12 protein-coding genes are annotated in these 13,574 nt (G+C 47.7%); 10 read left to right on the forward strand and 2 right to left on the reverse strand.

The genetic code is table 11. From position 1 onward, the window contains the following. The first annotated feature begins 38 nt into the window (after positions 1 to 38). On the forward strand, positions 39 to 1,433 hold the full coding sequence (dnaB, locus tag CBP12_RS12925) for a replicative DNA helicase (protein WP_086965045.1): 1,395 nt from the start codon (positions 39 to 41) through the stop codon (positions 1,431 to 1,433). Positions 1,434 to 1,442: 9 nt separating this feature from the next. Continuing rightward, positions 1,443 to 2,531 (forward strand): alanine racemase, encoded by a 1,089-nt coding sequence (gene alr / locus CBP12_RS12930; RefSeq protein ID WP_086965046.1) that lies wholly within the window; start codon positions 1,443 to 1,445, stop codon positions 2,529 to 2,531. 64 nt (positions 2,532 to 2,595) lie between these two features. Here alr and zur read toward each other — a convergent pair whose 3' ends face one another. Beyond that, positions 2,596 to 3,030 carry a zinc uptake transcriptional repressor Zur gene (zur, locus tag CBP12_RS12935; RefSeq protein WP_086965048.1) on the reverse strand — a complete coding sequence of 145 codons (435 nt, stop codon included), beginning with the start codon at positions 3,028 to 3,030 and terminating at the stop codon, positions 2,596 to 2,598. A 131-nt stretch (positions 3,031 to 3,161) separates the two neighbouring features. Here zur and dusA point away from each other — a divergent pair, with 131 nt between their 5' ends. The 4 genes from dusA (at position 3,162) to oxyR (ending at position 7,780) form a co-directional block, all read left to right on the forward strand. Beyond that, positions 3,162 to 4,148 (forward strand): tRNA dihydrouridine(20/20a) synthase DusA, encoded by a 987-nt coding sequence (gene dusA, locus CBP12_RS12940; RefSeq protein ID WP_086965050.1) that lies wholly within the window; start codon positions 3,162 to 3,164, stop codon positions 4,146 to 4,148. Between the two features lie 170 nt (positions 4,149 to 4,318). Then, positions 4,319 to 5,047 (forward strand): glutathione peroxidase, encoded by a 729-nt coding sequence (locus CBP12_RS13915; RefSeq protein WP_086965052.1) that lies wholly within the window; start codon positions 4,319 to 4,321, stop codon positions 5,045 to 5,047. Between the two features lie 220 nt (positions 5,048 to 5,267). After that, the gene (locus CBP12_RS12950) at positions 5,268 to 6,725 is read left to right on the forward strand and encodes a dihydrolipoyl dehydrogenase (RefSeq protein ID WP_086965054.1); all 1,458 of its coding nucleotides are present in this window, start codon (positions 5,268 to 5,270) and stop codon (positions 6,723 to 6,725) included. Positions 6,726 to 6,874: 149 nt separating this feature from the next. Then, positions 6,875 to 7,780, forward strand: a complete 906-nt coding sequence (gene oxyR, locus CBP12_RS12955; RefSeq protein ID WP_086965056.1) for a DNA-binding transcriptional regulator OxyR — start codon at positions 6,875 to 6,877, stop codon at positions 7,778 to 7,780. A 53-nt stretch (positions 7,781 to 7,833) separates the two neighbouring features. Here oxyR and CBP12_RS12960 read toward each other — a convergent pair whose 3' ends face one another. Next, a complete protein-coding gene (locus CBP12_RS12960) occupies positions 7,834 to 10,212 on the reverse strand; it encodes a penicillin-binding protein 1A (RefSeq protein ID WP_086965058.1) in 2,379 nt (792 codons plus the stop codon). 155 nt (positions 10,213 to 10,367) lie between these two features. On the opposite strand from CBP12_RS12960, the gene pilM reads away from it, so the two are divergent. From pilM to CBP12_RS12980, 4 genes are read left to right on the forward strand one after another with little or no spacing between them, the layout of a single operon-like run. Then, positions 10,368 to 11,444 carry a type IV pilus biogenesis protein PilM gene (pilM, locus tag CBP12_RS12965; RefSeq protein WP_157420115.1) on the forward strand — a complete coding sequence of 359 codons (1,077 nt, stop codon included), beginning with the start codon at positions 10,368 to 10,370 and terminating at the stop codon, positions 11,442 to 11,444. Continuing rightward, on the forward strand, positions 11,432 to 12,097 hold the full coding sequence (locus tag CBP12_RS12970) for a PilN domain-containing protein (RefSeq protein ID WP_086965062.1): 666 nt from the start codon (positions 11,432 to 11,434) through the stop codon (positions 12,095 to 12,097). Before pilM ends, CBP12_RS12970 begins: the two co-directional genes overlap by 13 nt. Continuing rightward, entirely contained in the window at positions 12,094 to 12,690 is a 597-nt protein-coding gene (locus tag CBP12_RS12975) for a type IV pilus inner membrane component PilO (protein ID WP_086965063.1), read from the forward strand. The genes CBP12_RS12970 and CBP12_RS12975 overlap by 4 nt, the downstream gene beginning before the upstream one ends. Then, positions 12,687 to 13,295 (forward strand): hypothetical protein, encoded by a 609-nt coding sequence (locus CBP12_RS12980; protein ID WP_086965065.1) that lies wholly within the window; start codon positions 12,687 to 12,689, stop codon positions 13,293 to 13,295. Before CBP12_RS12975 ends, CBP12_RS12980 begins: the two co-directional genes overlap by 4 nt. Positions 13,296 to 13,574: the final 279 nt, after the last annotated feature.

Below are 13,574 nucleotides of genomic sequence, written 5' to 3' on the forward strand. Positions count from 1 at the left end.
TCAGGCTTTGGTCATAGCTTATTAGCAGAGAGAAGTTAATGAACGAGAAAACCGTCACTAAAATCGATCATGCGGTCGCCCAGTTAAAGATGCCACCTCATTCTTTTGAAGCCGAGCAGTCGGTGCTGGGTGGCTTATTACTGGATAATAATGCGTGGGATAGAGTGGCGGAAAAAGTGGCCGAGCCGGATTTTTATAGCCGGCCCCACCGCTTAATTTTTCAAGCTATGCAGCGCTTAAGTCAATTAAATAACCCCATCGACTTAATTACGGTGCAAGAAGAGCTAGAGCGTCATGAGTCTTTAGACACAGTAGGCGGCTTTTCTTACTTAGTTGAGATTGCTAAAAATACGCCCAGTGCCGCAAACATTGGTGCCTACGCCGACATTGTGCGCGAGCGCGCTTTAGTCAGAGAAATGATTGCAGTCGCCAATGATATTGCAGAGTCAGGCTTTGATCCCCAAGGACGTGATGCGGGCGCATTAATTGACTTAGCCGAAAGCAAAGTCTTTAAAATTGCTGAAAGCCGTACTAATGCCAACGAGGGGCCGCAGCCGCTGCGCAGCTTATTAGAAAAAACCGTGGGTAAGATTGAAGAGCTTTATAATAATCCTCACCAAGGTATCACGGGAATTTCTTCTGGCTATAAAGACTTAGATAAAATGACCGCCGGTTTTCAATCCTCCGACTTGATCATAGTCGCGGCGCGTCCTTCGATGGGTAAAACGACTTTTGCGATGAATATCTGTGAGCATGCCGCCCTTACCAGTGATAAACCGGTGCTTATCTTCTCGTTAGAAATGCCCTCCGAGCAAATTATTATGCGTATGCTGGCATCGCTTGGGCGCATCGACCAAACTAAAATTCGTACCGGCCAACTAGATGATGAAGATTGGGCGAGATTATCTTCCACTATGGGCATGCTATTAGAAAAAGGGCAGCTCTATATAGATGATGCCTCCGGCCTAACCCCCACCGAAGTGCGCGCTCGTGCGCGACGTGTGGCCCGCGAGCATGGCGGCTTAAGTATGATTATGATCGACTATTTGCAACTCATGTCGGTACCGGGCTTGGCAGAAAATCGAACTTTAGAAATTGCTGAAATATCTCGTTCACTTAAGTCCTTGGCTAAAGAGTTAGAAGTGCCGGTAGTGGCACTTTCACAGCTAAACCGTAGCCTAGAGCAGCGCGCCGATAAACGCCCTATTAACTCTGACTTGCGTGAGTCGGGCTCTATAGAGCAAGATGCCGACTTAATTATGTTTATCTATCGAGATGAGGTTTATCACGATGACAGCACAGAAAAAGGCATCGCCGAGATTATAATAGGTAAGCAACGAAATGGTCCTATTGGACGGGTGCGCCTGACCTTTCAAGGGCAATATTCGCGCTTTGATAATTATGCCGGCCCGGCGTTTGATGATGACTACTAAGGAGCAAAGATGGATGCACACGGCGCAATTGCTCGCATCAGTCTGGCTGCAATAAAACATAATTTAGCGCAAGCTAAACGGCTTGCCCCGTACGCTAAAGTGATAGCGATAGTGAAAGCCAATGCCTATGGCCATGGCGACTTAAAGGTGGCGGCTGCCTTAGAAGATGAAGCGGATATGTTTGGCGTCGCTCGCTTTGAAGAAGCGCAAAAGTTGCGTGCCGCTGGTATACGCCAGCCTATTTTATTATTGTCGGGCTTTTTAAATGCTAAGCAGCTGCAAGCGTGCGCCCATCAACAATTTCACGTTTGTATTCATCAATTTGAGCAGCTCGCGCTATTAGAAACCACGCCGTTAAGCGCGCCTATTACGGTGTGGTTAAAAATTGACACCGGCATGCATCGAATAGGCATTAGTCCAGAACAAGTCGACTTAGCGCTGAGTCGATTAAGTAAGATTAAACAAGTCATACAGCCGGTTAATGCCATGAGCCATTTTGCCCGCGCCGATGAGCCAAAGCAGCGTGCCATTACCGAGGCGGCCATTACTTGTTTTAATCAAGCCACTCATGGCAAAGTGAACGACCGCGCGTTATGTAATTCAGCTGGAGTACTGGCCTTTCCTAAGGCCCATAGCGACTTTATTCGCCCTGGCATCATGCTCTATGGCATTACGCCTTTTAGTGAGCAACAAGGCAGTGACGTAGGTTTGCGCCCGGCCATGGATTTAGTCAGTAGTCTCATTGCGATACGCCAGCATAGTCGTGGGGAGCCGGTGGGCTACGCAGGCACTTGGGTGAGTCCTAGAGATACGCGAATTGGAGTGATTGCGATTGGCTATGGCGATGGTTACCCACGTATGGCGCCCAGTGGTACGCCGGTGCTGATCAATGGGCGGCGCTATCCGCTGGTAGGGCGAGTGGCGATGGACATGGCCACCGTAGACTTAGGACCAGAGGGGGATGAGCAAGTTGGCGATGAAGTTTTATTGTGGGGCCAAGGTTTGCCTGCAGAAGAGATAGCTCGCCATGTTAATACCATTGCTTATGAGCTAGTTACCCGTTTAACGTCGCGCCCGCGTTGGGAATATATAGAGTAGTTTGCTAGGCAAAGCGCTGAGAAAAAGTCCTCGTTTTAGCGCAAGTAGCGGATGTATTTTACCCTTACTCAGCACAGCTATGGCATTGGCCATGGGCTTCAATAGACTGATTAGTGATAGTAAAGCCATTAGCCTCGGCTTGTTGCTCAAAGGCACGATTAATAGCTTCATCATGTAACTCGATAACTAAGCCGCAGCTATTACAAATTAAGAGTTGCATGGGATGGTGCTCATCAAAATGCTCACAGAATAAAAACGCATTCAGTGACTCTACTTTGTGTACGAAACCCTGCTTTAATAAAAAATCCAACGCCCGATACACAGTCGGTGGCGTGGCGTTAGGCTCGCGCTCTTTTAGCCTATCCAGCAAGTCATAGGCGCTAACCGCGCCCTGATACTCAGCTATTAGCATAAACACATTACGCCGAGTGGGAGTAAAGCGCACGCCGCGCTGTTTACATAATAAATCGGCACGCTCCAGCTGGTGGGGAATAGACATAGTTGATGACATCCTCAGTAATAGCAGCGCACATCTTAGCACAGTCCCCTTTAGGGTCACCTAAACAAGCATTGGCTAGTGGGTGGCCTTAGGTATAATAGCGCCCTTAGTTTACAAACAGATGCTATTTTATGACTCCTTATCCCAGTGCTCGCTTTTCAGTTGCTCCGATGCTCGATTGGACGGATCGCCATTGCCGTTACTTTCATCGCTTAATGAGTCGCCATACTCAGCTCTATACGGAAATGGTGACCACGGGGGCTATCTTGCACGGTAAAGGAGATTATCTGGGCTTTAATCAACAAGAGCAGCCGCTCGTGTTACAGCTCGGTGGCAGTGATCCCGTAGCCTTGGCTGAGTGTGCGCTACGCGCCGAGCGCCAAGGCTATAATGAAATTAACTTAAACGTCGGTTGCCCCTCGGATCGGGTACAAAATGGCATGTTTGGTGCCTGCCTGATGGCAGAGCCACAGCGAGTCGCTGCTAGTGTAGCGGCCATGAAGGCGGCCGTGGCCATTCCGGTGACGGTAAAAACTCGTATCGGTATAGATGAGCAGGATAGCTATCAGTTTTTATGCACCCTAGTAGATAGTTTGGTTGAGGTGGGTGTGGATGCTTTAATCGTTCATGCCCGTAAGGCGTGGCTGAAAGGCTTAAGCCCTAAGCAAAATCGTGATGTACCACCGCTTGATTATGAACGTGTTTACCAGCTTAAACGCGACTATCCAGACTTGGTCATTGCCATTAATGGCGGCATTAAAAGCCTAGCAGACGCCAAGCTGCATTTAAGCCATTTAGATGGCGTTATGCTTGGGCGAGAGATTTATCAAAACCCTTATCTATTAGCACAAGTTGACGCTGAGCTATTTGGTGATAACTATGAAGTGCCAAGCCGCCATGAAGTGATCCGCCGCTTGCTGCCTTATATAGAGAGTCAGCTTAGCCAAGGGACTTATCTGGGCAATATTACCCGCCATACTCTGGGTATCTTTCAAGGTTTACCGGGGGCAAGGGGCTGGCGCCGTCATTTAAGTGAAAATGCTCATAAAGTGGGTGCAGGCCCCGAAGTCGTTGCGGCGGCGATGGCAAAAGTACCGGAGTTTTGTTACATAGACTAATACCATCAGCGGTCTTTATTCTAAAGTTTGACTGATAGTTAAAATCTATCAATTAAATAGGAAATAACGTTTTCTCTTAAAGGACTAAGCTAGGCATACTGAGTCTATTGCAGTGGCGAGCAGTGATAAACGCCACTTATCCAGCAGATACCCTCGTTAAGGAGTGAGTTATGTTAGAAGATAAAACAGGTCAGGCCGTACCCCAAGTTACTTTTAGAACCCGTAATGGGGACGAGTGGTGTGATGTTAGCAGCGATGAGATTTTTAAAGGCAAAACAGTCGCCGTATTTTCGCTGCCGGGTGCTTTTACACCTACTTGTTCTTCCACCCATTTACCTCGTTATAACGAGCTAGCCGGTGTGTTAGCAGAAAATGGCGTCGATGAGATAGTGTGTATCAGTGTCAATGATACTTTTGTAATGAATGCCTGGTTGGCAGATCAAGAAGCGGAGCATATTCGTGTATTGCCTGATGGTAATGGTGAGTTTACCGATGGCATGGGCATGTTAGTCGATAAGCAAGACTTAGGATTTGGTAAGCGCTCTTGGCGTTATTCTATGCTGGTGAAAGACGGCATTATCGACAAGATGTTTATTGAACCTAATAAACCAGGTGACCCGTTTGAAGTGTCTGATGCCGACACTATGTTAGCTTATATTAACCCTGAGGCGGCTAAGCCCTCGGCCATTAGTATTTTTACCAAGCCAGGCTGTCCGTTTTGTGTGCGCGCTAAGCAATTATTGGCCGACAAAAATCTCCGTTACCAAGAAGTGGTGTTAGGCAAAGACATTAATAGTGCCACTTTAAAAGCAGTATCGGGTCGTAGCACAGTGCCGCAAGTGTTTATTGATGGCCAGCATATTGGTGGCAGTGAAGAGTTAGCCGCCTATTTCGCTTAAATTGCTGATGTTTTAAGCTGTTAACTTTGCTAATAGCGGTGCCGAACTAGTTCGGCGCCGCTTTTTTATGGCTGTGTTAGTTAAAACATCTGGGTTAACACGCCTTTTACTAATAACGCACTTGTTAAAAATAGGCCGAGCAAGATTTGAGCAGAGGCAGGCGGTTTATCGACTCGATTTAAGCTAACGTTAAGGCGAGTTTCATTATTAAGGAGTCTCAATGCCTGAACATATTCAAGTTGATGTCGCCATTATCGGCAGCGGTAGCGCGGGTTTAGCGGCGTGGCGCACTGCGAGTCAAGCGGGTAAAAAAGTCGTTATTATTGAGTCTGGCCCTATTGGCACTACCTGTGCTCGAGTGGGCTGTATGCCCTCTAAATTATTAATTGCCGCCGCCGATAGTGCTCATGCGGTACGCCAAGCGCCTTTATTTGGTATTCAGTCTGGCAAGATGAAGATAGATGGCAAAAAAGTCATGAAACGGCTGCAAGATGAGCGCGATCGCTTTGTAAAGCTTGTTATTGACTCTATCGACTCTATTCCTGCCACCAATAAAATAAGCGGTCGGGCGCGCTTTATTGACGCTCATACTTTGATGGTGGATGAGCACACTAAAGTGAGCGCTAACAGTGTCGTCATCGCTACCGGCTCTCGGGCAAGCTATCCCTTTGACTGGCAAGCACTCGGCGATCGATTAGTGATCAATGATGATGTCTTTAATTGGGATAAGCTGCCGCAGTCGGTGGCGTTATTTGGCCCCGGCGTGATTGGCTTAGAGCTTGGCCAAGCCCTGCAGCGCTTAGGTGTTAAGGTATGGATGTTTGGCCGAGGCGGTCAGTTAGGGCCCTTTAGCGATGAAAAAGTGCGCCACTACGCGAACCAACTCTTTGCTAATGAATTTTATTTGGACCTAGATGCCAAGGTACAGGATATGCACCGCGTAGATGAGCAGGTTGCTATCACCTTTACTCATCTTGAAGAGGGTAATAAAAACATTGCCGTCGATTATGTGATTGCCGCGACTGGGCGCCGGCCTAATGTGGATCAGCTGGGTTTAGAAGTGTTGGATTTAGCGCTAGATGACAAAGGCGTGCCGATTACCGATCCCCACACCATGCAAACCAGTATTAAGCATATTTTTCTGGCAGGTGATGCCAGTAATCAACTGCCTCTTTTACATGAAGCTAATGACCAAGGGCGCATTGCTGGACATAATGCGGCACACTTTCCTAAGGTAAGCCCAGGGTTAAGACACAGTGCCTTAGCGATTGTTTTTACCGCACCTCAAATCGCTTTGGTAGGCAGCACCTATGCCCAGCTGCAAGCCAAAACAACAGCAGAACGCCACTTTAACTTTGCAGTAGGAGAAGTGAGCTTTGAAAACCAAGGTCGCAGCCGATTAATGGCAAAAAACCAAGGGCTGCTACGAGTTTATGGCGAGCATGGCACGGGGCGTTTTTTAGGAGCAGAAATGCTGGCCCCCGATGCTGAGCATATAGCGCATTTATTAGCTTGGGCGCATCAAAGTAAGATGACAGTCGCCCATATGCTGACCTTACCTTTTTATCATCCGGTAATCGAAGAGGGCTTAAGAACGGCGCTGCGTGACTTAAATGCTAACTTAGCACTGGGCGCGCCGATTGAAGATCACTGTATGGAATGTGGGGTAGGGGACTAACGCCAGCTCCGTTTTGGTTTGCGCTATCTGCTTGGCTCTCATACTAAACAAGGGTAGCAAAGGGCTTTAAAGCCCCCTCTACTTTATGCAGTACTGCTACAGATAGCGCCTTGTTTAACTTGGCGCTCAGCGCTGTTTTAAGGATCTATATGAATTTACGGGATCTTGAATACTTAGTAGCGCTCTCACAAGAGCTGCACTTTCGCAAAGCGGCAGAAAAGTGTTTTGTGAGTCAGCCCACCTTAAGCGGGCAGTTACGAAAATTAGAAGAAGAGCTAGGTGTGATCCTCATTGAGCGCACTTCTCGCTCCGTATTGTTGACTCCTGCAGGGCTGGCGGTCACCGCACAAGCGAAGCGAATTTTGGCGGAAACTAAAGAGTTAACAGATATTGCGCGTACTTATCGTGATCCTATGTCGGGTGAGCTGCATCTTGGGCTTATTCCTACTGTAGGACCCTATTTACTGCCCCATATTATTCCTAGCTTAAAATTACACTTTCCAGAGTTGCAGCTTTATTTACATGAAGCACAAACTCATACCTTACTTAAGCAATTAGCAGACGGTGAGCTAGATTGCCTGATGTTGGCAGAGCTTGATCATATGGAAAGCTTTGCTAGCGTGCCTTTATATCATGAGCCTATGCTATTGGCGCTGCCCAGCGATCATGCGTGGGCAAAGCGCCAGTCTGTCTCGTTAAGCGAGCTAAAAGGCGAAAAATTACTGATGTTAGAAGATGGCCATTGTTTGCGTGATCAAGCGATGGGCTATTGCTTTGCCGCTGGTATAGGTGAAGACACCCACTTTAAGGCTACTAGCCTTGAAACCTTACGTAACATGGTGGCCGCAGGCTCGGGTTTAACCTTAATGCCTGAGCTGGCTATTACTGCTCAGCATCTTGATGGCAATATATGTTATATCCGCGTTATAGATCCTGAGCCAAGCCGAGCGATTAGTTTGCTCTATCGTCATCACTCAGTACGCCGCCCCTGCTTTAATGAAATTGCCAAGCGAGTGCAAGACAGTTTGTCTTTCTTAGTTAGGCCTAGCGCTTAAGCCAGATAAAAAAATCCACGCCGTAGCGTGGATAATAAAGGCATGATAGAGAATTAAAATAAGTCATCTGTGACGCTAGTGCCGCCAAACGACTGGCGTGTTTCTGGCAGGCTGTAATATTTAGGCTCACTACCTGGCACAAAATATTCAGTAATGCCCTCGCCATTGGTCTTTAAGCCGGTATTGGGATCGATAGTGGTGGTGTATAAGCCCTCGGGCATGTCTTTAATATGCTCGGGAAAATCCGCCAGTGCCGCTTTCATATACGCAATCCAAATGGGCAGCGCTGTACTTGCGCCAAACTCGCCTCCCGCGACTTGACTGCCATCTAAGTTAGCATTGTAAGCGGTGCGCCCTAAGGGCCGTGCAAAGTCATCAAATCCTACCCAAGCACTGGCTACCCGATCTGGGGTAAAGCCAGAGAACCAAGCATCACGCGAGTCGTTGGTGGTGCCAGTTTTGCCGGCGATATCTTTTCTCTCTAGTGCTTTACCAGCACGCCAGCCGGTGCCATTCCAGTGGCGGCCATTACTGGTGCCCCCCCAAATAGCTGAGCTTAACGCTTGGCTGATTAAAAACGCTGTTTCTTCACTGAGTACCTGAGTGGTTTGCGGCTGAGCTTCATATAAGGTAACGCCTTGGCTATCTTCGATGCGTTCTACGATATAAGGCGTGACTTTTTTACCGCCATTAGCAAAGGCGGCATAACCGGTAACCATCTGTAAAGGCGTGGCTGAGGGCGAGCCTAGTGCTAAACTGTCGGTGGCCGGAATACGCTCAGTATCAAAGCCTAAGTCATTAAGGCGTTGTAATGCCGCAGGAATGCCGGCGCCTTGTAGTAGGCGAATAGATACCACGTTTTTAGAACGTGCCAATGCTTCTCTAACTCTAATAGGGCCATCATACACATTAGGCGAGTTACGAGGGCGCCAGCTTTTACCACTGCCCGGATCCCAGTGGTTAATAGGCGCATCGTTGACCATGCTCGCTAGGCTATAGCCATTATCCAGTGCTGCAGAATAAATAAAGGGTTTAATATTAGAGCCCATCTGGCGCTCAGCTTGCTGAGCACGATTGAATTTATTTAAAGTAAAGTTAAAGCCGCCTACTATGGCAGTAATGGCGCCGTTATTAGGATCAAGGGCGGCCAATGCCCCATTAATTTCTGGCAATTGCGCCAGCATCCACTGCTCACCTTGGGGGCGGATCCAAATTAGATCTCCTGCCTTAAGGGCCGCACTGGCTTGGCGCAGTGCATGGCCTTGGCGAGCGTCAGAAATATAAGGGCGTGCCCATTTTAAGCCGTCCCAAGCGAGTGTTTGCTCACCTTGATTTTTTGCGATAACAGTGGCGCTCTGTGCGCTAACCTCTGTCACTATGGCAGGCTCTAACGGCCAATAACTGGGTTGCCCGGCTAAATATTCTTCAATTTTATCCAAAGACCATGGCGAGTCTTGCCATAAATGATCGGTCGCACCACGATAGCCGTGGCGTAAATCATAGGCTAATAAGCCATCCACTAAGGCTTGAGTGCCGGCTTGCTGCTCCTTGGAGTCAATGGTGGTATAAACTTTTAAGCCCTTGGTATAGGCCTCTTCACCAAACATACTCAGCGCAAATTGATGCGCCATTTCTGCGACATAAGGTGCATTTAAGGTGATTTCAGCGCCGTGGTAGCGCGTGGCTACGGGGGCTTCCATGGCTTCATTGTATTGCACGCGATTAATTTTACCGGTTTCTAACATGCGCCCTAACACCACGGCTCTGCGCTCAGCGGCGCGCGCTGGGTTACTAATTGGATTTAATACTGAAGGGCCTTGGGGCAGGCCGGCGATCATGGCTGACTCAGCTAACGTTAACTCCGAGACTTCTTTGCCGTAATACACCTGTGCCGCAGCGCCCACACCATGAGAGCGATGACCTAGGGGGATTTTATTTAAGTACAAGGCCAAAATTTCATCTTTGCTTAACAAGGACTCAATATGCAGGGCCAGAAAAATTTCTTTAATTTTGCGGGTAACGGTTTTTTCTCGGCTTAAAAAGAAGTTGCGTGCCACTTGTTGGGTGATGGTACTGGCGCCTTGGCGCTTTTCACCCGTAGTAAACCACACGGTAGCGGCCCGGCTGATACCAATGATATCAATGCCAGGGTGTTCATAAAAACGAGCGTCTTCTGTGGCTAAAACCGCGTCAATAAGTTGTGAGGGCATATCGGCAATGGCGATAGGGGTGCGTCTTTGTTCGCCATATTGTGAGATGAGCTCATTATCTTGACTGAAAATACGCATGGGTATTTCAAGGCGGATATCTTTCAGTTCAGAAACATCGGGCAGCTCAGGCTTAACCTGCTGATAAAGCACAAACACACCGGCGACGGCGCAGAGTGCCAAGAATAAGCCCAATAAAAAGAGGCGGGTTAGCCATTTAAGCATGAAGTAATAACCTAGAATTTTTTAATAATCATTAAGGCTACAAGTATATCCTGTGTCGGGCTATTTATTCGAGCGCTTTGTTTTTAAGCACACCCATTCTCACTCACTAAATGCCGACTATTATTAAGCCATGACCCTCAACTGCATGGATGCGTATGTTGAAATCAGCGAATACTAAGTCGTTAGCTAATGACTTATCTTATTCTTTAGTTACTAGATTTTACTCAACTCTGAGCGTCATCTGGCAACTACCTATTTTTGCTAGACAAAGCAGCGCGCATGCCCACTTAATTGGGGTCGATTTTAATGCGCACTCTATTTATGGCGTGGCCTTAAGTTATCAAGAACAAGCCACGGGTTGCGACTATCAGCTACAGGCACTGGCTAAAGTATCGCTGCCAAGCGGCGCCATTATCGATCATCAATTGCATAATCACCTACAAGTGTTCAGCGCACTTAAACAATTGCGTCGTCGTTTAAAAATAAGCACGCTTGAGGTCGCCACCGCCGTGAGAGGGCATGGCGTATTAACAAAAGTATTTGATGTACCTAATGATTTGGCGCCGGACTTAATGGCCCATCATGTTAAGCAGTTAGTGGCTGAGCATCTGACTGAGTCAGCTGACGATATTTATATTGATTATGAAGTGCTAGAAGCCAGCGACGCTGCCGCCAGCCAGCAGCGCCTGTTACTAAGTGCAGCACACCGTGCTCAAGTTAAAGCCAGAGTGGCATTACTGCGCCAAGTGGGTTGGCGCCCTCAAATTGTGGATATTAACTATCATGCGCTGGCACGCGCGGTAGATTTTTTATTAGCGCCTCGGCAAGGGCAAAGTGTACTGGTCTTAGAGCTCAGCCATGAGAGCTTATTGTTTATGGTGCTTCTCGATGGCCAGATTATCTACCAGCGATTACAGTTCTTAGCACTTGAGCGCGAACTGTCGATAAATACTGATGCTGTGGTGCATCATGCTAAGCGCCAATTGCAACTTTTTATGAGCCAGTCTGCTCAGGCTCTGCCAAGCTTAGGCGTGCTGTGTGGCACTGTGGCTGGGCTTTCTCAGCTAATTTCACCTTTAAGCACCCAGCTTGACTTTAAACTGCAAGTCTTAAGTTTTGCTCACGCTTTTGGACAGGATGCGCCCAGTGATCCCGCTTCCCCAGAATTTGCTACCGCGCTGGGATTAGCGTTAAGAGTAGCCAGTTACCGGGTGGCGCCATGTCGAATATAAATCTATTACCTTGGCGAGAGTGGCAACACCTGCGCCACACACGCCATTTTATGGCTCTTGCGTTTGGTGTCGCCATATTAAGCCTAATGGCCGCTTGGATTAATAGTGGCTTGGTTAAACGAAAAGTTATCCTTGTACAGCAACGTAATCAGCAGCTACAACAAATGAGTGATGAGCAAGGCGCGCAGTTAGTTACGCTAGAGCAACAGCACAAACAAATTAACCAGCTTGCTTGGCAAGATAATTTTATTCAGCACATTCGCTTTAATAATCGCCCTGTAGTGCAACTGATTAATGACTTACCGCTGTGGCTGCCCACGGGCGTAAAGCTTAGCTCTTTGCATTTTTCACCTCCTCATCTGGAGTTAAAGGGTGAGGCACACACTTATCAGCAGCTCTCCTTAACTTTACAAGCCATAGAAGCTTCGGCTTGGGTACACACTCCTTTATTGACCACTCAAGCCTTATCCGAGGAGCGCAATACTCAGTTTGTACTGCGCGTAAGCATGTTATCCGCTACTCCAGAGACCACGGCTTTAATATCGCCACAGCAAGCGTTTGCAAGGCTGACAAAGAGAGGGTCACCACATATATTTGCAAGCAAAGAGGTAAGTGATACTCGAATGTCTAGCGACTTACAGGTGCAGCCATGATCAGAGGCTTGCAAGAGCTTGAACTGAGTCATGTGGCCAGTTGGCCATGGCCGGCCAAGTTAATGCTGTTAAGCATGGTGGGAATGTTGGTGTATGGAGTAGCGCATTATGGCTTGGTAAAAGAGCCTAGGCAGCAGTGGCAACAAGTAAAGTCACACCAACAAGTTCTTAATCATAAACTAAAGATGCAGCAAGCTCAGGCTAAGCAGTTAACCTCTGAGTCTTTGTCTAGCGCGTCATTCGCGGCTCAATTAATATTCGTTGAGCAAAGTCTCCCTAAGCAAAAACAGACCGCTGTATTACTGGAGAAGCTCAGTCATGTAGCGGCTCAAGAAGGAGTGATTTTACAAGGCATACAATGGCAGGGCGAGCAGGTATTAACACAAGTAACAGCACTGCCATTACAGTTAACTGCGCTCGGAAATTATGCACAATTAGGTCATTTTATCGCCGCGCTAGTGGCCTTTCCTCGGCTCTTAGAGATTGAGCAGCTCGCCATACAAGGTGAACCTCAGAGTACTAACCATCAGCAAAGGTTGAGCCTAAAAGTATCTGCTCGCGCCTACGTAGACTCACAAGGAGTCATGCCATGAGCGCAATAAAGTACAAACAAGGGCGTCAATTACTCGTGCTAATGGCTATCTTGAGCAGTGTGTTAAGCGGTGCTAATGCTATAACAGCGCCTAGCTATGCTAATGCAAAGTCCATCTCAGCCACGGGTCTTATTCGCGAGTCTGATCCTTCCCTTGAGTTTTTACCGCGCTCAACGCGTGACCCTTTTAATTGGCCAGTAGCGCCAGAACAAGCAGCCCCACCACTTAAAGAGCCTACTTCTCTTTCTTTAACTATGTCCGACTCTCCTTTAGTCTCCTGTGTACTGCCAACCCTGCCGCCATTAACGCTAAAAGCCACCTTTATTAAACAAGATGTGGCTGGGCCTAGGGCGCTTGCCTTAATTCAAATAACCAATGAGCCGCCGCTATCGGTAAGCATAGGGCAGGTGTTGAATATGGATAAAGACAATCAGACGCTAACTATTAGCTCAAATGCACAAGGGGGAACCAATGTAATAGGGCGCGTAGTAAAGATAGAGGCGCAAAGTTTAACCTTGCAGCGCCAAGCAATAAGCGAGTTTCAAGCAAATAACGCGCCCTGCTTAGCCACCACTGAAGTTAAGGTATTAACGCTATATGATTAATAGTGTCTTAGAGTGCACAACAGTGAGAAGTAGGGCCAAATGAGCGGTTAATTGCTTGATGTAGGTCAGTAAATTAATTAGCTTTCGTTTTTAAGTCGAGTTGATTATCTGCGCTTTGATCCGTATTGTGCGAGCTAGTATTTGATTTTTAGTATGTCTATGCCCTGAATAACAGCGGCTATATTTACCGCCAACAGACCTAAAACGAGAAACGGAATGCCAGACATGAGACCAGCCTCAAGGCCTCTTTGATCCTCAATGATCGTTGTCGCTTGCCAG

Source organism: Oceanisphaera avium, assembly GCF_002157875.1.
Taxonomy (GTDB): domain Bacteria; phylum Pseudomonadota; class Gammaproteobacteria; order Enterobacterales; family Aeromonadaceae; genus Oceanimonas; species Oceanimonas avium.

Excerpts from the sequence above, each read along its gene's own strand:
- CBP12_RS13915 (WP_086965052.1), top strand. The coding sequence starts at position 4,319 with ATGTTAGAAGATAAAACAGGTCAGGCCGTACCCCAAGTTACTTTTAGA.
- pilM (WP_157420115.1), top strand. The coding sequence starts at position 10,368 with ATGTTGAAATCAGCGAATACTAAGTCGTTAGCTAATGACTTATCTTAT.
- dusA (WP_086965050.1), top strand. The coding sequence starts at position 3,162 with ATGACTCCTTATCCCAGTGCTCGCTTTTCAGTTGCTCCGATGCTCGAT.
- dnaB (WP_086965045.1), top strand. The coding sequence starts at position 39 with ATGAACGAGAAAACCGTCACTAAAATCGATCATGCGGTCGCCCAGTTA.
- CBP12_RS12980 (WP_086965065.1), top strand. The coding sequence starts at position 12,687 with ATGAGCGCAATAAAGTACAAACAAGGGCGTCAATTACTCGTGCTAATG.
- CBP12_RS12970 (WP_086965062.1), top strand. The coding sequence starts at position 11,432 with ATGTCGAATATAAATCTATTACCTTGGCGAGAGTGGCAACACCTGCGC.
- zur (WP_086965048.1), bottom strand. The coding sequence starts at position 3,030 with ATGTCTATTCCCCACCAGCTGGAGCGTGCCGATTTATTATGTAAACAG.
- oxyR (WP_086965056.1), top strand. The coding sequence starts at position 6,875 with ATGAATTTACGGGATCTTGAATACTTAGTAGCGCTCTCACAAGAGCTG.
- CBP12_RS12960 (WP_086965058.1), bottom strand. The coding sequence starts at position 10,212 with ATGCTTAAATGGCTAACCCGCCTCTTTTTATTGGGCTTATTCTTGGCA.
- alr (WP_086965046.1), top strand. The coding sequence starts at position 1,443 with ATGGATGCACACGGCGCAATTGCTCGCATCAGTCTGGCTGCAATAAAA.
- CBP12_RS12975 (WP_086965063.1), top strand. The coding sequence starts at position 12,094 with ATGATCAGAGGCTTGCAAGAGCTTGAACTGAGTCATGTGGCCAGTTGG.
- CBP12_RS12950 (WP_086965054.1), top strand. The coding sequence starts at position 5,268 with ATGCCTGAACATATTCAAGTTGATGTCGCCATTATCGGCAGCGGTAGC.